Consider the following 19,496-nt stretch of genomic DNA (forward strand, 5'->3'; position numbering starts at 1 on the left):
AATGGTTGTGGTCAGGTTCTTGTTTGCTTTCACCGTCTGGGGCGCGGTCGCCTTGACGCCTGCGCTCGCGGAACCGCTCTGCAAAGAGTCGGAACTGGGCGGCAAGGACGCACCGGTGCTGTCGCCGCCGACGGTCAACCTCGTGACCGGAGCGGGACGGCTGCAATTCTACTCGGCGCCGAACCCCGCCTGCGCGATGAACCGCATTTTCGTCATTCCCGAGGATGAATTGATTGCCTATGGCCAAACCGACGGCGGTTGGGCCTCGGTGATGTACAGCAATCCCAGAACCGGAAATGCCGTCTCCGGCTGGGTCAGGTCGGCGCGGCTGAAGGAAACGGGTACGGTCGGCCCGAAGCAATGAGCGCCGCTAGCGGCTAGCCAAGATCGTGACAATGGTCCAAAAGCGCGAGGCTCATTCTCGCGAAGGCTCGCCGTCCCATGAAGCTCACGACCCTTACACCTGCCGACGTTCGTCGTGCGCTGCTGCTGCGCGAGGAGATCGCGCTGCTCGATCTCAGGCACGAGGCAGCCTTTGCCACCGGCCATCCCCTGTTTGCCGCCAACATGGCGGAGGCACGCATCGCGATCGAGGCCGAGACGAGGCTGCCGCGCAAGGACGCAGGCATAGTCCTCTATGATGACGGTGAAGGCCTGGTCGGGCTTGGCGCCGAGCGCCTGCGGGCGCTGGGTTACAGCAACATCCGCGCATTGGATGGGGGCCTCAAGGCGTGGCGCGCGGCCGGCTACGAAGTGTTCGAGGACGTCAACTCCTACGCCAAGGCCTTTGGCGAGCTGGTCGAGGCGCGCCGTCACACGCCCTCGCTCAGCGCTGACGAGGTCGCAAGGCTGATTGCCGACAAGGCCAATGTTGCGATCCTCGATGTTCGCCGCTTCGACGAATATGCGACCATGAATATCCCGGGGTCGGTCAGTGTGCCCGGCGCGGAACTGGTGCTGCGCGCGGGCCGCGCGGCGCCCGATCCCGACACCACCATCATCGTCAACTGCGCCGGCCGCACCCGCTCGATCATCGGCACCCAGTCGCTGATCAATGCGGGCGTCCCCAACAAGGTGCGCGCGCTGCGGAACGGCACGATCGGCTGGACTCTTGCCAAGTACACGCTCGAGCATGGCGCCGGACGGCGGGGTGCGATCGGGTCGTTCGGGGGGGCCGCCGCCAATGCCCGCGACGTCGCCTATCGCGCCGGCGTTCGCCACATCGACCTGAGCGACGCGGCGGGGCTCTCCGCCCGGAGGGATCGCACGCTCTATCGCTTCGATGTGCGCGACGCCGAGGAATATGCCAGTGGCCATCTCGCCGGCTTCCGCCATTACGCGGGCGGCCAACTCGTTCAGGAGATCGACATCGCTGCGCCCGTGCGCGGCGCGCGCATCCTTTTGACCGACGACAGGGGCGTGCGCGCCGACATGACGGCGTCCTGGCTTGCGCAGATGGGCTGGGAGGTCTACGTGCTCGAAGGCGGTTATGACGGCGCGCTGGACGTGGGACCGCCGCAGGTCTTCTCCAAGCCCGATCCCGCGCACCGCTACCGGCGCCCCTACGAAGGCACCGATATCGCGGAAAGCGCGATGCAGGCCTATCTCGACTGGGAATACGGCCTCGTCGAGCAGCTCCGCCGCGACGCGACGCACGGATTTTACGTGATCTGAGCCGGCGCGTGGGCTGCCAGACAGCGGAATCGCTGCGACTGAATTCTCCTCTGTCATCGTCCGCGAGGGCGGACGATCCAGCATTCCAGAGACGTTGGTCGTATGCCGATGGGCCGCGGCGCACTGGATGCCCGCCTTCGCGGGCATGACGCTGAAAAGGGCCGGAAATATCGGCACGTGCCATCGTGGGTCCACGTGAGATTCATATTGTTTTCCGCCTCGCCGGCGACTAAGCCGCGCGGCGAAGGCGATATCCACGGAGATTCCATGCCAGCCACAGGCCAGACCCCTGAGAGGACCGCGAAAGCCCTGCTGCTTGAAGGCGTCAATGACAGCGCAGTGGACCTGTTCAAGAGCGCCCGCTTCACCAATGTGGAGCGATTGACCAAGGCGCTCGACGGCGAGGCGCTGCGGCAAGCCGTGAAAGGTGTGTCGCTGCTCGGCATCCGCTCGCGCACCCAGCTCACCGAGAACGTGCTCGCCTCCGCCGACCAGCTTCTTGCGGTCGGCTGCTTCAGCGTCGGCACCAATCAGGTCGATCTGCTCGCCGCCCGCAAGCGCGGCATTCCGGTCTTCAATGCGCCGTTCTCCAATACCCGCAGCGTCGCCGAGCTCGTCATCGGCGAGATCGTGATGCTGCTGCGGCAGATCTTCCCGCGCTCGGTCGCGGCGCATGACGGCGGCTGGGACAAGTCGGCGGCCGGCAGCCGCGAGGTGCGCGGCCGCACGCTCGGCATCATCGGCTATGGCAATATCGGCTCGCAGCTCTCGACGCTTGCCGAAGCCATGGGAATGCGGGTGATCTTCTTCGACCGGACCGACAAGCTGCGTCACGGCAACACCGAACCGGTCGAGAAGCTCGAGGACCTCCTGGCCCAGAGCGACGTGGTCAGCCTGCATGTGCCGGAAACGCCGGAGACCGCGGGCATGATCGGCGAGCGCGAACTGCGGCTGATGAAGCCGGGCTCGTTCCTCATCAACAACAGCCGCGGCACCGTCGTCGATCTCGACGCGCTGGCGCGCGCCTTGCGCGACGAGCACCTCGCTGGCGCGGCCGTCGACGTCTTCCCGGTCGAGCCCTCCTCGAACGCCGATCGCTTCAAGAGTCCGCTGCAGGGCCTGAGCAACGTGATCCTCACGCCGCACATCGGCGGCTCCACGGAAGAGGCGCAGGAGCGGATCGGCGGCGAGGTGGCCCGCAAGCTGGTCGACTATTACGTCACGGGCTCGACCATGGGCGCCGTCAATTTCCCGGAGGTGCAGCTCCACCTCCGGCCCACCGGCGCCCGCTTCAGCCATGTCCACCGCAATGTGCCGGGCATGCTGCGCCGGCTGAACGAGGTGTTTTTGCAGCGTGACGTCAACATCGCCGCCCAATATCTGGAGACGCATGGTGAGCTCGGCTACGTCGTGCTCGATGCCGATCTCGGCGGCCAGGATTCGAACGAGCTGCTCCGGCAGATCCGCGCGCTCGACGGAACGATCGGCGCGCGCCTGGTGTTCGAGCACTGACGCGCGCACTGAAGGCTTTTCGCATCACGACGCTGTGACCGCATCCGGGCGGGCTGCACGGTTGCGCGGCCCGGCTTCCGCTTTCTACACTACCTGTGGTTACCTGGGCGCTGGAAGGCAAGTTTCGTCTAGCAAGTCTCATCGAAGTTGAGCTTAACTTGCGTGAGTGCGGACACGATGGCCCGAGACCGCATACCAATCGACCTTGCACTTCAAGGCGGAGGCTCGCACGGGGCGTTTACCTGGGGCGTGCTCGATCGTCTTCTCGAAGAGACCTGGCTTGACGTGGTCGCCATCTCCGGGACCTCCGCCGGGGCGATGAACGCCGCGGTGCTGGCCGACGGATGGACGGCAGGCGGGGCCAAAGGCGCGCGCGAGGCGCTGGATCAGTACTGGCTCCGCGTGTCGCGCGCCGCGGCGTTCAGTCCGTTGCAGCGCTCGCCGCTCGATCGCCTGATGGGGCGCTGGACGCTCGACACCTCGCCGGCCTACGTCTTCACCGACCTGATGTCGCGGCTGTTCTCGCCCTACGATCTCCCGGTCGATTACAACCCACTGCGCAAGGTGCTCGCCGAGAGCATCGATTTCGAACGCCTTGCGCGTTCCGAGATCAAGCTGTTCATCACGGCGACACGGGTACGCACCGGCCGTGGCCGGATCTTTCGCAACGCCGAGATCACCGCCGACGTTCTCCTGGCTTCGGCGTGCTTGCCGACCATGTTCCGCGCCATCGAGATCGACGGCGAGCCCTATTGGGACGGCGGCTTCGCCGGCAATCCGACGATCACGCCGCTGGTTCGTGAAAGCGACGCCTACGATACCATCCTGGTGCAGATCAATCCGACTGAGCGACCGGAAGACCCGCGTACCGCGGCGGAGATCCTCAACCGTCTCAACGAGATTTCGTTCAACTCGCCGCTGATGAAGGAGCTGCGCATGATCGCGCTGCTCCGTCAGGCGGCCGACCCCGGAAGCGGCGAGGGCGCGCGCTGGGCGCGGATGCGGACGCACCGGATCAAGAGCGATATTTTGACGAAGTTCGGCGCCTCCTCCAAGCTGAATGCGGAATGGCAGTTCGTCTCGATGCTCCGTGCCGAGGGCCGGCTGGCCGCGAGCGAATTTCTCGAACATCACGGCGAGGACATCGGCCGGCGCTCGACGGCCGATCTCGATGTTCTCTTGGCGGAGTGCTGACACGTGGGGCTCCTCGGCATTCTTGTCGGGCTCGGCCTGCTCGTGCTGCTGGCATTCCGCGGCTGGAGCGTCCTGCTGCTCGCCCCGTTCGCGGCGCTCGTTGCCGCGGCATTCGGCGGCGAGCCGCTGCTCGCCAATCTGACGCAGGTGTTCATGGCGAGCGCCGCGGGCTTCCTGGCGCAGTTCTTTCCAATCTTCCTGCTCGGTGCCGTCTTCGGCAAGCTGATGGACGACAGCGGCGCGGTGACGGCGGTCGCCGCCTTCATGGCGCAGCGGCTCGGCGAGCAGCGCGTGATCCTTGCAGTCGTGCTGGCGGGTGCGCTGGTGACCTATGGCGGCGTCAGCCTGTTCGTCGCCTTCTTCGTCATCGCGCCAATGGCACAGTCGCTGTTCCGCGCAGCCTCCATTCCGCGGCGGTTGATCCCGGCCGCCATCGTGCTGGGGACCTCGACATTTACGATGTCGGCGCTGCCTGGCACACCGTCGATCCAGAACGCGATTCCGATGCCGTTCTTCGGCACGACGCCGTTCGCGGCGCCCGGGCTCGGCATCATTGCCGCGCTCGTGATGCTCGGCGTCGGATTGTGGTGGCTGCAGCGGGCGGAGGCACAGGCTCGTCGCGCGGGTGAGGGTTTCGGCGACGTGCAGGGCATCGCCGAGCATGTCGTCGACGATGAATTGTTGCGCGAGCGCGCGACCACCGCGCGCGAGTTCGACCCCGCCGAGATCCGGCACGGTCGTCGCAGCGAGGCGCCATCGCCAGTCTTGAGCGCGATTCTGCCGCTGATCGTCGTCGTGGCCGTCAACCTCGTGATGTCGCTTCTGGTGCTGCCGCGGATGGATTTCTCATACCTTGCCGAGCAACGCTGGGGCGGCACGTCCTTGTCAGCCGTTGCCGGCGTCTGGTCGGTCGTCGTTGCGCTGGCCGCCGCCATCGTCGTGGCCATCGCCATGAACTGGACGAGGCTGGCCTCGCTCCGGCAGACGATGGATGCCGGCGCGAATGCCTCCGTGCTCCCGGCGCTGAGCGTTGCAAGCCTGGTCGGGTTCGGTGCCGTCATCGCCGCGCTGCCGGCTTTCGAAACGGTGCGCGACTGGGTGCTCGCGATCGAGGGTGGACCTTTGGTGTCGCTCGCGGTTGCGACCAACATTTTGGCCGCGCTGACCGGCTCGGCATCCGGCGGCCTCACCATCGCGCTCGATGCGCTCGGTCAGACCTATGTGGAAGTCGCCGCGCAGACTGGCGTGGACCTCGCGCTGATGCACCGCGTGGCGGTGATCGGTTCGGGCACGCTGGATATCCTCCCGCACAACGGCGCGGTGGTCAGCCTGCTCGCGATCTGCGGACTGACCCACCGCGACAGCTACCGTGACATCGTGATGGTCGGCATCGTCTCGTCGCTGCTGGCGCTGGTCATCGTCATCGCGCTCGGTAGCCTCATAGGATCGTTCTGACGACGGACAATCCGGCGCACGCGATTGACGGGCGGCCGAACGTTGCGTTGAATGCATCCGCTTGTCGTTGATAACAAAAAGAATCCGGGTGGAAACGATGACGCGTTCTCAGATCAACGCAACTGTATGTTTCGCAAGCCTGCTGAATGGTGGTGGCGATTTCACGCTGCGCTGCGCGAGCGGACAGAGTGGCGACCAATGTCTGACCGACGCGCAGATCAAGGCGATCGACACGCTGCATGATCCTTACAAATTTCCTTTCCCGCTCGCCAACGGCCTCGATGATTGTCCGGGCTGGGGCGTGTCGGGCAAGGACACGCCATCCGTCGGCCCGGCGGGCGGATGGATTTCGTGGTGGCTCGGCACTGCGGCGCCAACGCAACCAGCTCCGAATAACGGCATTGCCTGGATCTACGGCGCCAGCGACAATATGTGTTCGCACGCGATCCCAAGCTCGACGTCACTGCTGTCTTGTTGATCGGGAGCTCGGTCTCGTTTGCCATGATATCTCTCCTTTAAGAGACTAGAGCTGGTCCAATTGAAAAAACCTTCACCGATGCCCGCAGCCTGACGTTAATCCGGCTCAAATTCTCAATGTGCGCATCGAAGGGTGGACCGGCGCGAGTTCCTTGCCCCGACAGGAGCCAATACGGGTGCAGAAAGCGGGCAGCAGGCCTGCGTTGATCTGGATCAACCCTTTCGCGAGCAAGGGGTTGAATGATTTGTGCAAATCTTGGAGCGTCGACATGAGTGGCCTGATGATCCCCCACGACGCCTTCGTCTTCATCGGGGACGGTCGCAAGGCCTTGTTCCTGCGCAACGAGGGCAACCCGGCCGAGCCGAGCCTGAAAACTGAAGAGGTGTTCGCTGACGAGAACCCGCCGACGCGAGAGCAGGGAACCGAACGTCCCGGCCGCGTCAGCAAACCGACCGGACAAAGAGCGGCTGTCGAGCCGACGGACTGGCACGATATCGAGGAACACCGCTTTGCGCGTCGCGTCGCGGTCGCGCTGGAACAACTCGTCCGCGAGCGCGACGTGAAGGCGATCATCGTCGTTGCGCCGCCCCGCGCGCTGGCCGACTTGCGTGACGCCTTTCACGCCGACGTCAAGGCACGTATCGTCGCCGAGCTGCCCAAGGACTTGACACGGCTTCCCGTCGAAGAGATCACCGAGCATCTGGCGGCCGAGTACTAGGTCGGCCGTGGGAATGGCAGTGACGGTGGCAGCCGCTCAGGCCGCTGCCACCGCCTGCGCGCCGCCGAGCAGCTGCGCATTGAGGCGACCGCCGGAGAACAGCATTTCGTCGAGCGCTTCGTCGATGTCGACGGAGATGACGGAATTACCGCCGTCGCGCGCCAGGCTCGCCTGTGCCAGCCGCCGCATCAATTCCTTGATGAAGGCACAGCTCGTGCCCTCGCTGCGGCGCGCCGCCTCGGTGACGATCACGTCATCGAGCGGTAGTCCCTTGCCGTAGAGCCGAACCAGCTTGCTGCGGCCGATCTCGTCGGGAAGAGGCACTTCGATGGCCTGATCGATCCGGCCGGGTCGGCCGGCGAGTGCACCTTCGAGGTCCTCCGGCCGGTTCGTGGTCAGGACGAACAGGATGTCCGCATCCTCCTTCAGCCCGTCCATCTCATTGAGCAGTTTGTTTAGCAGAGTCTCCTCGCACGGCCCCATGTCGTGGCGATCGCGGGCGATGAGATCGACATCCTCGATCACCACCATCGACGGCTGGAGAAGCCGCGCCAGGCTCATATAGGCGCCGAGAAGGCCCATTTGCTCGGCGGTGATGATCAGCGTCGTATGCCCGGGCAAATGCGTCGCGAGATAGCGGATCGTATGCGTCTTGCCTGTGCCCGGCGGGCCGTACAGCAAGATGCCCTTGCGCGTCGACTGGCTGAGCCGGCGCAAATGATCGCGGGTGCCGACGAATCTCAGGACGTTGCGGTCAAGCAGCCGCAAGGTCTGCTCCGGCAGGATCACCTCGTCGCGTGCCACCGGCGGCAGGCGGTGTACGGTGATGCCGCGCGAGCGGCCGCGATAGTCGCTATCGGCGTCGAGCGAGAGGATCTTGCCACGATAGGTGCGCGCGGCCTGCACGGCCTGCTCCAGCTCGCCGAAGCATCGCTGGACCAGGACCACGCCCGCAGCGCCCGAGGGCACGGCGATTTCGATCCGGATTCCGGGCTCACGGCTGTATTCGCGATGCGCGCAGAGCAGCACCGCGTAGCGGAGATCGCCCTGCACGCACAGCCACAGCCCGTTGTCGAGGCACTTGACCGGACTCTTCTCGCCAACGTCGACATCGAAATACTGGAGCGGCGCAATCGCCTGCGCATGGCGACCGTCACGCAGAAGCCGTGCAATCGACAGCGTCTCGTAGCGTTGCTCGTCGTTGATGCCGAACAGCCGGAGGGCGGAGGCGAACAGCCGGTCGATGGCCGCCTGGACGTCTGCGCGCATGTGTCCCGGAAACTGGCGGACCGTGGTCACGAGCTTGCTGCGTGGAACGCCGGCAAAATGCCAATCCAGAACCTCGCAGGCATGCTCGAACTCCTTTTCCGGTTCATTGCCGGTGTTGCCCGCCGCGCGCATGCAGTCGCTGCACAGCCAGATCGTACGGCTTCCGAGCCGCACGTCGGTCTGCGCCTCGGGCTTGCCGCAAAGCTCGCAAATTGTCTTGACCGGCTCGAGCGTGATCCTCAGGCCATGACCTGCAAACTGAATGTGCTGGAGCGCGGATTTCAGCAGTGCATCGGCGACGGATCGCGGGTAGGGGCCGCAACCGACTCGTTGCTCCCGCTCAATCCGGGTCATCAGCGCGACCGCGTCGCGTTCCGACTTGCCGAAAACCCGGCGTAGCAACTCGATCACAAATTCTTCCGGCGTATCTTCGTCGTCGTGGATCACGAGCTGGGCCGGGCCGCTATCGCCGTGCATATCACTCATCATGAAAATAACTCTCACTACAACCTATACTTGAATGGAACAAAGTAAGAACACAAAAACGAGCGGCCGTCAAGCGTGACGGCCACCAAAAAAATGGATCAACGCCGTTGCCGACCAATTGGCTGGCGCCTAATGCGCCGGCCCGCCCGCTGCCTTCACGCGATGCGTCAGCAGGACTGCGATCGCGGCCAGCACCAGCACCACGCCGATCACGGCAAAAGTGTCGGAAAAGCCCATCACCAGCGCCTGGCGCTTGACCAGCTTGCCAACCGCGATGACGGCCTGCTCGTGCGCGGCGTTCGGGTCGGGCACCCCGTGGCCCATGAAATAGTTCGTGAGCTGCGCGATGCGGCCACGAACCTCTTCGCGGCCGAGCGTGACGGATTGGCCGATGATGTTGGAATGAAATTGCTCGCGCTTGGTGACGATGGTTGCGAGTACCGCGGTGCCGATCGCGCCGCCGAGGTTGCGCATCATGTTGGAGATGCCGGAGGCAGCGGCAGCATCCTGCGGCGCGACGCTGCCGAGGCTCAGCGCGGAGAGCGGCGCCAGCGTGAGCGCTTGCCCCACCGCACGCACGATATTGGGAAGCATGAGCTGGTCGCCTGAATAGTCGAGCGACATCTCGATATTCATGAAGGAGCTCGTCGCGAAGAGGAGCAGGCCGACCACGGCGATATGGCGGGCGTCGAACCGCTGCATCAGTTTCGGCACCAAGGGGATCAGGAGAAGCTGTGGCAGGCCGGTCCAGGCCAGCACGTTGCCGATCTGCTCGGCATTGTAGCCCTGGACCTGGCCGAGATAGGCGGGCAACAGGTAGACCGAGCCGAACAGGGCGAAGCCGAGGAAGACCGCGGCGATCGTACCGACGCCGAAATTCCATTGCGTGAGCAGCCGCAAGCGCAAGAGCGGTTTCTCCACGACCAGCTCGATCCAGATGAATAGTGAAAGACTGATCGCGGCGATAACGGCAAGCCGCACGATGAAGGGCGAGCCGAACCAGTCGTCCTTGTTGCCCTCCTCGAGCACTGCCTGGAGGGATGCGAGGCCGATCGCCATGGTCACGATGCCGAACCAGTCACCTTCGCGCAGCAGGGTGAGCTGAAGCGGCTGGCGCTCCAGCGTGAAGAACAGCGTGGTGACCATGACAGCCGTCGGCACGACGTTGACGAAGAAGATGGTCTGCCAGCCGTAGTTCTCGGTGAGATAGCCGCCGATGGTCGGGCCGATCGCGGGCGCAAATGTCACCGCGAGCGAAAACATCGCCAGCCCAATCGGCTGCTGGCCCTTGGGCAGCCTGGTGAAGACGAGCGTGAAGGCCATCGGGATCAGCACGCCGCCGAAGAAGCCCTGCAAGCCGCGCATCGCGATCATCGAGGGCAGGTCGTGGGTGAAGGCGCAGGCGACGGAGAATGCCGCAAACAGCGTCGCGAAGCTCAAGATGATGTTACGGAACGAGAACACGCGCGACAAATAGTCGGTGAGCGGGATGACGATGATCTCGCCGATCAGATAGGACGTCGATATCCACGAGCCGTTGTCGACGCCAGTGCCGATGCCGCCCTCGATGTTGAGCAGCGAGGCGTTGGTGATCTGGATGTTCAGGATCGCCATGAAGGCGCCGATCATCGCCGCGAAGACGGCGATCCAGATCGTGGCGCTGGCGCGGTTCGGATCGGCGATGACGCGATCAGGCGTCGCGGCCGGAATCGAGCGTGTGGGCGCGGGGATTGAGAGGCTGTTGGACATGGCGCGACCCTCCTGAGGTCTGCTTTGCCTTGGGTGCAGTCGTAGCTAGCGTGGCCGGCGCGCTGGAGCGCGTCGCAATCCTGGGAATGACGGACATTCCCGGCCGCAGCGCGATCAACGGCGTGCTCTCGGCATCCAGCGCGATCTTGACCGGGATGCGCTGCACCACCTTGGTGAAATTGCCGGTGGCGTTGTCGGGCGGCAGCAGCGCGAATTCCTGGCCGCTTGCCGGTGCGATGGAATCGACGTGACCGTGCACGAGCCTGCCCGGGAAGGTATCGACCTCGATCTCGACCTCTTGGCCCGCATGTACGTTGGTGAGCTGGGTTTCCTTGAAATTCGCAATGACGTAGGCGCCGGATGAAGGCACCAGCGACATCAGCTGCGTTCCGGCCTGGACAAATTGGCCGGTCCGCAAGGTGCGATTACCGACCACGCCGTCGATCGGAGCCGTGATCGCGGTGTAGCCGAGATTGAGCTCGGCCTGTCGTTGCAGCGCGCCTGCGCGCGCCGCGGCGGCCTCGGCCTGCGCGAGCTCGGCCTTGAGCAGGCCGGTTTGCTTGCGCGCGGAGATGAGGTTCGCGGTGTCGCGTTGGATCGCTGCATCCGCGCCGGCATCTCGCGCCTGCGCCTGCTGCGCGTTCTGCACGCTGCCAAAGCCGGTCGAGGCAAGATCCGTGTAGCGCTTGTTCTCCTGGCTCGCGAACGTCTTGGCGGCGTTGTCGACATCCAGTGTCGCCTTCGCCGCCGCGATCACCGCCTCCTGGATCTCAAGCTGGGCCTGCTTGCTCGCAACCGTCGCGTTCGCGGCGGCGACATCGGCCCTCGCCTGGTCGAGTGCGACCTTGAAGTCGCGGTCATCGATCCGGGCCAGCACCTGGCCCGCCTTCACGTGCTCGTTATCCTGCGCGAGCACCTCGATGAGGTAGCCGCTGACCTTCGGTGCGATGGTGGTGTTGTCGGCCTTCACATAGGCGTCATCGGTAGAGACGAGGAAGCGGCCGACGGTCCAATAGTCGTAACCGTACCAGCTTGCGCCGGCCAGCGCCGCGGCAGCGACACCGGCAAGCAACAGCTTGCGAAGGTTGAGCCTTCTGGATCGGACGGGGGTGGCTGCGGCCGGCGGCAGATCGTCCGGCGCGCTCGCGGGAACCATCGTGGATTCCATCTTGGAGGGATTCGTGTGTACGGTCATGGCCGGCTCCCTTAATTAGGAAACTTGACGATTTCCAAAATAGGGCTAACTTCAGAACTGTCAATAGAATGACAGGCATCATGTAAAAACATGGCTCCAGCAAAATCTTCCAACGAATGGCGCCCCCGTGGACGGCCGCCACTGCGCGACGACGGCGAGACGCGTCAGATCATCTTCGACGCCGCCCGGCACGCTTTCGCCGAGAACGGCTACGCGGCGACGAGCACCGAGGAGTTGGCGCGCCGAGCCGGCATTTCCACGAAGACGCTCTATCGGCTGTTTCCGGCCAAGGCGGCGCTGTTCGAAGCCATGGTCGCCGACCGGCTCGACCGGCAGCTCTCCGATGTCCAGCTCAAGGGCATCGATCACGCCGACATTGCCGAGGCTCTTTCCACGGCATTGCTGGCCTGCGCCGACCTCGCGCTCGATCCGGAGGTCGTCGCTTTGCAACGTATCGTGCTCCAGGAATCTGCCGCGTTCCCGGATCTTGCCGTCGCCTTCTATCGCAACGGCATCGCGCGCACGGCGGCCGCGCTCGCGCGCTGGCTGCGCGTTCAGGTGAAGGCTGAGCGCCTCGCGCTCGACAATGTCGAGGAGGCCGCGGGCATGCTGATCGGCATGGCCGTCTCGGCCCCTCAGCGCGCCGCCATCTATGGCGGTGTGCCGTTGCCATCGCGCAAGGAGATCGAGCGCCGCGTACGCACCGCCGCTGCTCTTTTCCTGGACGGCTGTCGCGCCACAACGGCGTGACGCCCGTGCCGCTTTACAGGTCGGCCTTGCCGGCTATATATTTCGCATGCGAAATAAGTTGCGAGCGCGCGTGACAACGGCAAGGCACCATCGGCTGATCTACCTCCTCAACGTCGCGCAGCGCCGGCTACAGCGTTTCATGGCGGTTCAGCCGGAGAGCGAGGTGACGCCATCCCAGGCGGGACTGCTGTTCATCCTCGGCAGACAGGACGGCGTCCTGATGGGCGAGGCGGGGGCTGCGCTCGATCTTGGGCCGGCGGGCATCTCCGGCCTCGTCGACCGGATGGCCGCGGCAAGGCTGGTCGAGCGGCGGGCCGACCGCGAAGACGGCCGCGCCTGGCGCGTCTGGCTCACGCCGAAGGGCCGTGCGGTCGAGGTGCGGGCGAAAGCGGCTGCGGCGGAGATCAACGCCGCGCTGACGGAAGGATTTTCCAGCGCCGAGATCGACATCGTCGCGCGCTGGCTGACGAGCATTCAAACCAAATTTCCGCGTGCAGCAGACGAATGAGAGGAGCCGTTCCATGACCGAGCATGTCCAGACCGAGATGACCAATGGCGTGCTGACGCTGACCATGGCGCGCCCCGACAAGAAGAACGCGCTGACCGATGCGATGTACGGCAAGCTCGCCGATACCATCGAGGGGGCCGAGACCGATCCGTCGGTCCGCGTGCTCTTGATCCGCGGTGAAGGCGACATGTTCACGGCCGGCAACGACGTCGGCGAATTCGCAGCGGTCGCCACCGGCAAATCCGGGGGCAGCCGCAACGTCATCAGGTTCATCCAGTCGCTGGCGCGCTGCACGCGCCCGCTGGTCGCGGCCGTCCAGGGCCGCGCGGTCGGCGTCGGCACCACGATGCTCCTGCATTGCGATCTCGTCGTGCTCGCCGACAACGCGCTGCTGTCGACGCCCTTCGTCAGCCTTGCGCTGGTGCCCGAGGCGGCCTCGAGCCTGTTGATGCCGCTGCGCATCGGTCACGTGCGCGCCTACGAGATGTTCGCGCTCGGCGAGGCCGTGCCGGCGAAGACCGCGCTCGAATGGGGCCTCGCCAACCGCGTCGTGACGCTCGACAAGCTCGACGCCGAGGCGGCCGCGCTCGCGCAGCGCCTCGCAAAGCAGCCTGCCGGCGCGCTGATCGCCACCAAACGGTTGATGCGGAATGGCGAGGCGCTGGTCGCGCAGATGACGGCCGAGGGCGAGCAGTTTGCACGACGCCTGCGCACCGCCGAAGCCCGCGAGGCCTTTTTGGCCTTCGCCGAGCGCCGGCCGCCGGATTTCACCAAGGTCGCGTGATGTCCCTGGGCCGACCAGCCGTTGCGGCAAAATTACATTGCAGCCAGTTCGATTAAAGCCTTAACGGAACGTTGGCAGGTCGTCCGGCACATTGCCCGCACGAAATTGGATGCTGGCAATGGCGATGATTAAGAAATCGGTAAGCACGCTTCTCCTGGTGCTCATGGCTCTTCTGGCCGTTGGTGCTCTGACAAGTACCGCGATCCAGATGGCCGGCGCCTTCGGCCGCTATCGCGACAGCCTCGAGACCGGGCGGCTCGCCGCCGCCGACAAGGCGATCTTCCATGGCGTGCTTGCGCTACGGACCAATCGCGGCGAAGCCCAGAGCGCGCTGCTTGGGGAAGACGACCCTCACGCACGCTTGAGCGAGACCGAGAAGAACGAGCAGGCGGGCTTTGAAACCATCACGGCGGCCATGGCAATGATCGAGTTCCCGCGCCGCGACGAGCTTGCCACCTCGCTGAAGCAGCACTGGGCGGAAGCCGCGCCGCAATTCCGCCTGTTCTTCGATGAAGCTGCGCGTCCGCGCGCCGAACGCAAGATCGACCGGACCAGTTCCTGGTACGATGCCGTCACCAGGACGATCGACGCGGTGAATCTCGCCTCGACCGCGGTCTCGAACCGCGCCTGGATGAACGATCCTTTCATCGCCCGCATGATCCAGGTTCGCCGTCTCGCCTGGCAGGTGCGCGACCGCTATGGCATGCAGTGCTCGGAGCTGCGCCCCAACGTCAACAGCAGCAAGCCGCTCGACGAGACCCAGAAGCTGAACGTGGCGCAGTACAACGGGATCGTCAACGCGGGTTGGACCGGCATGGAGGAGCTCCTCGCCGCGCCCGATGTAGCCGCGGACCTCGTCTCTGCGGCCAAGGAGGCACGCACCAAGACCGATTCGGTCGTTCAGCAGATCTCGCAGATGACGAAGAATTTTGACGGCAGCGGCCGTCCCGCCGTCTCCGCCCAGGAGTGGAATACGCTCTGCCAGTCGCCGTTCGGGCCGATCGTGGCCGTCGCGACCAAGGCGCTGGACCAGTCGATCGCGCGCGCGGAAGCGGTGCAAGAGACTGCGCTCACCAAGCTTGTGGTGCAGTCGCTGGCCTTCCTGGCGGCACTGACCGTGACCGTGGCTGGCGTGTTCGTTGTGCGCAATCGCCTGGTGCGGCCGGTTCAATCGCTGATGGGCGCGATCGCGCGGATCAGCGCGCGCGACTATGCGACGCCGGTGCCGCAGTCGCAATATCCCGACGAGTTCGGCACGATGGCGTCAGCGCTGGAGAGCCTGCGCGAGAGCGCGGCGACTGCGGAGCGGCTCGGCCAGGAGCGCGAGGCGCAACAGGCCCAGCAACTCGCGCGCTCCGGCACGGTCGACGCCGCCTGCCGCCGCTTCGACGACACCGTACAGGCCGTAATCCACAGTGTTGCCGAATCGACCCGGGAGCTGGACGCCACTGCGACCGGCGTGCATTCGCTGGTGTCGGAATCCAGCAACCAGACCGCCGCGGTGTCGTCCGCGGCCGAACAGGCCACCAACAATCTCGAGACGATTGCAGCCGCGACCGAAGAGCTATCGGCATCGGTCGGCGAGATCTCGGCGCAGGTGCAGGCCAGCGCGCGCGATGCACGCGAGGCGGTCGCGCAGGCCGAGCGGACCAATGCCACCGTCGAGATCCTGGACCAGACGGCTGCTCGCATCGGCGAGGTCGTGAAGATGATCAGCGCCATTGCCGGGCAGACCAACCTGTTGGCGCTGAACGCCACCATCGAGGCGGCGCGTGCCGGCGAGGCGGGCCGGGGCTTTGCGGTCGTTGCCGGCGAGGTCAAGAACCTCGCGTCGCAGACGGCGACTGCGACCGAGGAGATCTCGCGCCAGGTCGCGGAGATCCAGTCCGCCACCGGGCAGGCGGTGGCCGCGATCCGGTCGATCGGCGGGGCGATCGGCGGTATCGACGAGAAGATGACGGCGATTGCTGCGGCGGTCGAGGAGCAGCGCGCGGCGACCACCGAGATCTCGCGCAACTTCCAGCAGGCCGCGCTCGGCACCAGGGAGGTGACCGACACCATCGGCAGCGTCGCCAGCCTCAATCGCGAGACCGGCAATGCCGGCACCGTGCTGACGGAGTCGGTCAAGAAGATGTCGGCCGATGCCGACCGCCTGCGCGTGGCGGTCGAAGGCTTTTTGGGCGCGGTACGTACGGCCTGAGCTTTCCTCAATCGGCGGTTCCGGGGCGGTGCGAACGGCATTGCCGCGAGGGTGCGCGCCTAGTAGATGGTAGGGCGGCGCCACGCCGCCACGCGGCGCAGGCACAAGAAGATCAGGGAGATAGAGTTCGATGCCGTCAACGCCCCCCAGCAAAGCCCAGCGTCCGTACCGGGGCGTCTTCCCCGTCGCCCCCACGATCTTCAACGAGCGCGGGGAGCTTGACCTCGAAGGCCAACACCGCTGCATAGACTTCATGATCGATGCCGGCTCGAACGGCATCTGCATCCTGGCCAATTTTTCCGAGCAGTTCGTGCTGACCGACGCCGAGCGAGAGACGGTGATGCATGCCGTGCTGGAGCATGTCGCGGGCCGCGTCCCCGTCATCGTCACCACCACCCATTTCTCCTCGGCCGTATGCGCAGCGCGCAGCAAGCAGGCGGAGGCCGCCGGCGCCGCCATGGTGATGGTGATGCCGCCCTATCACGGCGCGACCTTCCGCGTACCTGAGAAGGGCATCGTCGAGTTCTTCAAGGTGCTGTCGGCGGCGATCGAGATTCCGATCATGATCCAGGACGCGCCGGTCGCGGGCACGCCACTGTCGGTGGAATTGCTGGTGCGGCTGTCGCGGGAGTTTTCAAACATCCGCTATTTCAAGATCGAGGTGCCCGGCGCCGCGGCGAAGCTGCGCAGCCTGATCGAGGCGGGCGGCAGCGCCATCGAAGGTCCCTGGGACGGCGAGGAAGCAATCACGTTGATGGCCGATCTCGACGCCGGCGCCACCGGCGCGATGACTGGTGGCGGCTATCCCGACGGCATTCGCCAGATCATCGATCCCTATTTTGCCGGCAAGCGCGAGGAGGCCAAAGCCGCCTATGAGCGCTGGCTGCCGCTGATCAACTACGAGAACCGCCAATGCGGCCTGATCGCCTGCAAGGCGATGATGCAGGCCGGCGGCATAATCAAGTCCGACGCCGTGCGCCATCCTCTGCAACCACTGCACCCGGCCACGCGCGCAGGCCTGATCGAACTCGCCAAGGAACGCGACGCGCTGGCGCTGCGCTGGGGCAAGTAGCGCCATCTACCCCGAAGTCGTCCCGGGGCGCGCGAAGCGCGAGCCCGGGACCCACACCCCAGGATTTGGGAATTGACACGCCGGCGGAGCCTGCGTGCTTCACCAACTTAGGTTGTATGTGTCCCCGCGTTCGCGGGGACGACGACACCGAGCGTAAGGGACGAGATCTAGTCTGTCTCCCCGCCCCGTTTGGGACTAAGCGTCGAATTGGCGCGCTTCGTCCCGGTTTCGCGCGGCGGCGCGATGACGTAATCTTCCCGGGCCAACCAAGCCTAACGGAGCGCCTCGAGACATCACGCGTCAGCACTTCATTATGCCGTTATCCCGGGCCAGGTTGGTGCAAGCCGACGCAAACAGGGAGGCAGTGCCATGACAATGCGGCCAGATCCGACCTTCCACGCATCGCCAAAACTTGCGATGGAAGCGCCGCCCGAAAACTTTGCCTATACGTTGCTGCTCAGCCCGGATTTCTCAAAGCCCGACGCACTTGCGGTCATCGACGCCAAGCCGGGATCGCCCACCTACAGCCAGATCGTCCATACCGTCACGATGCCGAACAAGGGCGACGAGTTTCATCATTTCGGCTGGAATGCCTGCTCCTCGGCATTGTCTCCGCTCGCCGGGCACGCCTTCATCGAGCGGCGCTATCTCATCATTCCCGGACTGCGTTCATCGCGCATCTACATCATCGATACCAGGCCCGATCCGACCAAAGCGAAAATTCACAAGGTCATCGAGCCGGAGGAGGTGTTCAAGAGAACCGGCTATTCGCGGCCGCACACCATCCATTGCGGGCCGGACGGCATTTACGTCAGCACGCTCGGCGGCGGCGGCAAGGATGGCACGAATGGGCCTCCCGGCGTCTTCATCATGGATTGCGAGACGTTCGAGGTGCTCGGTCGCTGGGAGATCGATCGCGGTCCACAGACACTGCACTATGACTTCTGGTGGAATCTGCCGCGCGACTACATGGTGACGAGCGAATGGGCGCTGCCGCCGCAATTCGAGAACGGGATCGTTCCCGAAGATCTCCTGTCGAACAAATATGGCCACCGGCTCCATTTCTGGGATCTCCGGGCCCGGCGCAATGTTCAAACCATCGACCTCGGCGCCAACCATCAGATGGCGCTGGAGGTGCGGCCCGCCCATGATCCGGTTCGTGAATACGGTTTCGTCGGCGTGGTGGTGGACACCACCAATTTGGAAGCCTCGATCTGGACCTGGTGGCGCGAGGGCGGAAAATTCCACGCCGAAAAGACGGCGACGATCCCGCCGGAGCCCGCAGCCAAAGAAAAGCTTCCACCCCTTCTGCAGGGCTTTGGTGCCGTCCCGCCACTGGTCACCGACATCGATCTGTCGATGGACGACAGGTTCCTCTATGTTTCCTGCTGGGGCACCGGCGAGATGCGCCAGTACGATGTCAGCGATCCCCGGAAGCCCAAGCTTGCGGGCTCGGTGTACACCGGAGGCATTGTCCGACGCGCGCCGCATCCGAACGGCAAGGCATATGCAGGTGGTCCGCAGATGGTCGAGATCAGCCGCGACGGCAAGCGCGTGTACTGGACCAACTCGCTCTACTCGACGTGGGACGACCAGTTCTATCCCGATGGAGTTCCTGGCGTCGAAGTGATGGCCAATGTCGGTCGCAATGGCGGCCTCGAACTCGCCAGTGACTATTTTGTCAGCTTCCCGGAAGGATACCGAGCCCATCAGGTCAGGCTTGAGGGCGGCGACTGTTCGACGGATTCCTTTTGCTATCCGTCGGCATAGATTGGGGAGAGGCGAGCCGGACACTTGCCTGGCTCTGGCTCGCTCTCGTTGCGAGCGGCATCTATCACGGTGTCAATCCGGGAATGGGATGGCCGCTGGCGGTTTCGGCAGGGCTCATGGAACGAAGTCCCGGCGCGCTGTTTGGCGCACTGGGCGCTTTGTCGGCTGGACATCTGCTGGCAACGTTGCTGGTGCTGCTGCCATTCGCGCTGTTGCTGGCGCTCGCCGAATGGCAGCGTCCGATCCAGCTCGCAGCCAGCCTTCTCGTGATCGGCTTCGGGGCCTACCGTCTCGTCGATCGGCGCCATCCGCGGGCGTTGGCGCGGATACCGCCGACGCAGTTGGCGCTATGGTCATTCGCCGTCGCCATGGCCCACGGCGCCGCGTTGATGTTGCTGCCGATCTATCTCGGGCTGTGCCAGGCCGCCGACCTCGACGCCAGTCACCAAGCGGCCGGCGCCCTGGTCACGGCGAATCTCGCAATGGCGGTGCTGGTTTCGCTTGTGCACGTCGTTGCGATGGTCATCGCGGGCGGTTGCCTTGCGTGGCTGGTTTACCGCTATCTCGGTCTTAAGTTCGTGTCGCGAAGCTGGTTGAATCTGGATGCGGTCTGGGCCGTGAGCCTCGTCCTGGTCGGCGCCGCTGCTCTTGTGTTCAATCTAACGGGTTGGCGTTGATACGA

General features: G+C 64.9%; 16 protein-coding genes and 1 pseudogene. 14 read left to right on the forward strand and 3 right to left on the reverse strand.

Going from position 1 to position 19,496, the window contains the following annotated elements; all coding sequences use genetic code 11:
• Position 1 precedes the first annotated feature (1 nt).
• The 7 genes and pseudogenes from QA640_RS03810 (at position 2) to QA640_RS03840 (ending at position 7,031) form a co-directional block, all read left to right on the forward strand.
• Complete coding sequence (locus QA640_RS03810) at positions 2 to 364, forward strand: hypothetical protein (protein ID WP_283039437.1); 363 nt, start codon at positions 2 to 4, stop codon at positions 362 to 364.
• 77 nt (positions 365 to 441) lie between these two features.
• Complete coding sequence (locus QA640_RS03815; RefSeq protein WP_283039438.1) at positions 442 to 1,674, forward strand: rhodanese-like domain-containing protein; 1,233 nt, start codon at positions 442 to 444, stop codon at positions 1,672 to 1,674.
• A gap of 267 nt (positions 1,675 to 1,941) precedes the next feature.
• Positions 1,942 to 3,186 carry a phosphoglycerate dehydrogenase gene (gene serA, locus QA640_RS03820; protein ID WP_283039439.1) on the forward strand — a complete coding sequence of 415 codons (1,245 nt, stop codon included), beginning with the start codon at positions 1,942 to 1,944 and terminating at the stop codon, positions 3,184 to 3,186.
• A gap of 177 nt (positions 3,187 to 3,363) precedes the next feature.
• A complete protein-coding gene (locus QA640_RS03825; RefSeq protein WP_283039440.1) occupies positions 3,364 to 4,380 on the forward strand; it encodes a patatin-like phospholipase family protein in 1,017 nt (338 codons plus the stop codon).
• Between the two features lie 3 nt (positions 4,381 to 4,383).
• Positions 4,384 to 5,835 carry a GntP family permease gene (locus QA640_RS03830; protein WP_283039441.1) on the forward strand — a complete coding sequence of 484 codons (1,452 nt, stop codon included), beginning with the start codon at positions 4,384 to 4,386 and terminating at the stop codon, positions 5,833 to 5,835.
• Positions 5,836 to 5,998: 163 nt separating this feature from the next.
• Positions 5,999 to 6,300, forward strand: a pseudogene (locus QA640_RS03835) (tannase/feruloyl esterase family alpha/beta hydrolase); the annotation flags it as partial.
• A 281-nt stretch (positions 6,301 to 6,581) separates the two neighbouring features.
• Positions 6,582 to 7,031: a host attachment family protein gene (locus QA640_RS03840; protein WP_283039442.1), complete on the forward strand. Its 450-nt coding sequence runs from the start codon at positions 6,582 to 6,584 to the stop codon at positions 7,029 to 7,031.
• Positions 7,032 to 7,067: 36 nt separating this feature from the next.
• Here QA640_RS03840 and QA640_RS03845 read toward each other — a convergent pair whose 3' ends face one another.
• The 3 genes from QA640_RS03845 to QA640_RS03855 all read right to left on the reverse strand — a co-directional run bounded on the left by QA640_RS03845 (position 7,068) and on the right by QA640_RS03855 (position 11,730).
• Positions 7,068 to 8,789 (reverse strand): ATP-dependent Clp protease adaptor ClpS, encoded by a 1,722-nt coding sequence (locus QA640_RS03845; protein WP_283039443.1) that lies wholly within the window; start codon positions 8,787 to 8,789, stop codon positions 7,068 to 7,070.
• 126 nt (positions 8,790 to 8,915) lie between these two features.
• Positions 8,916 to 10,415, reverse strand: a complete 1,500-nt coding sequence (locus QA640_RS03850) for an MDR family MFS transporter (protein WP_283043113.1) — start codon at positions 10,413 to 10,415, stop codon at positions 8,916 to 8,918.
• Between the two features lie 61 nt (positions 10,416 to 10,476).
• Entirely contained in the window at positions 10,477 to 11,730 is a 1,254-nt protein-coding gene (locus QA640_RS03855; protein WP_283039444.1) for an HlyD family secretion protein, read from the reverse strand.
• A 90-nt stretch (positions 11,731 to 11,820) separates the two neighbouring features.
• Between QA640_RS03855 and QA640_RS03860 the strand changes: the two genes are divergently transcribed.
• The 7 genes from QA640_RS03860 to QA640_RS03890 all read left to right on the forward strand — a co-directional run bounded on the left by QA640_RS03860 (position 11,821) and on the right by QA640_RS03890 (position 19,491).
• Positions 11,821 to 12,480, forward strand: coding sequence for a TetR/AcrR family transcriptional regulator (locus tag QA640_RS03860; protein ID WP_283039445.1), 660 nt, complete (start codon positions 11,821 to 11,823; stop codon positions 12,478 to 12,480).
• 46 nt (positions 12,481 to 12,526) lie between these two features.
• The gene (locus QA640_RS03865; protein WP_283039446.1) at positions 12,527 to 12,988 is read left to right on the forward strand and encodes a MarR family transcriptional regulator; all 462 of its coding nucleotides are present in this window, start codon (positions 12,527 to 12,529) and stop codon (positions 12,986 to 12,988) included.
• A gap of 13 nt (positions 12,989 to 13,001) precedes the next feature.
• Positions 13,002 to 13,772, forward strand: coding sequence for an enoyl-CoA hydratase (locus tag QA640_RS03870; protein WP_283039447.1), 771 nt, complete (start codon positions 13,002 to 13,004; stop codon positions 13,770 to 13,772).
• Between the two features lie 118 nt (positions 13,773 to 13,890).
• The gene (locus QA640_RS03875; RefSeq protein WP_283039448.1) at positions 13,891 to 15,972 is read left to right on the forward strand and encodes a methyl-accepting chemotaxis protein; all 2,082 of its coding nucleotides are present in this window, start codon (positions 13,891 to 13,893) and stop codon (positions 15,970 to 15,972) included.
• A gap of 130 nt (positions 15,973 to 16,102) precedes the next feature.
• Positions 16,103 to 17,044, forward strand: a complete 942-nt coding sequence (locus QA640_RS03880; protein ID WP_283039449.1) for a dihydrodipicolinate synthase family protein — start codon at positions 16,103 to 16,105, stop codon at positions 17,042 to 17,044.
• Between the two features lie 369 nt (positions 17,045 to 17,413).
• Complete coding sequence (locus QA640_RS03885) at positions 17,414 to 18,814, forward strand: selenium-binding protein SBP56-related protein (RefSeq protein WP_283039450.1); 1,401 nt, start codon at positions 17,414 to 17,416, stop codon at positions 18,812 to 18,814.
• 83 nt (positions 18,815 to 18,897) lie between these two features.
• Positions 18,898 to 19,491, forward strand: coding sequence for a hypothetical protein (locus QA640_RS03890; RefSeq protein WP_283043114.1), 594 nt, complete (start codon positions 18,898 to 18,900; stop codon positions 19,489 to 19,491).
• Positions 19,492 to 19,496: the final 5 nt, after the last annotated feature.

It is taken from the genome of Bradyrhizobium sp. CB82 (assembly GCF_029714405.1).
GTDB lineage: Bacteria > Pseudomonadota > Alphaproteobacteria > Rhizobiales > Xanthobacteraceae > Bradyrhizobium.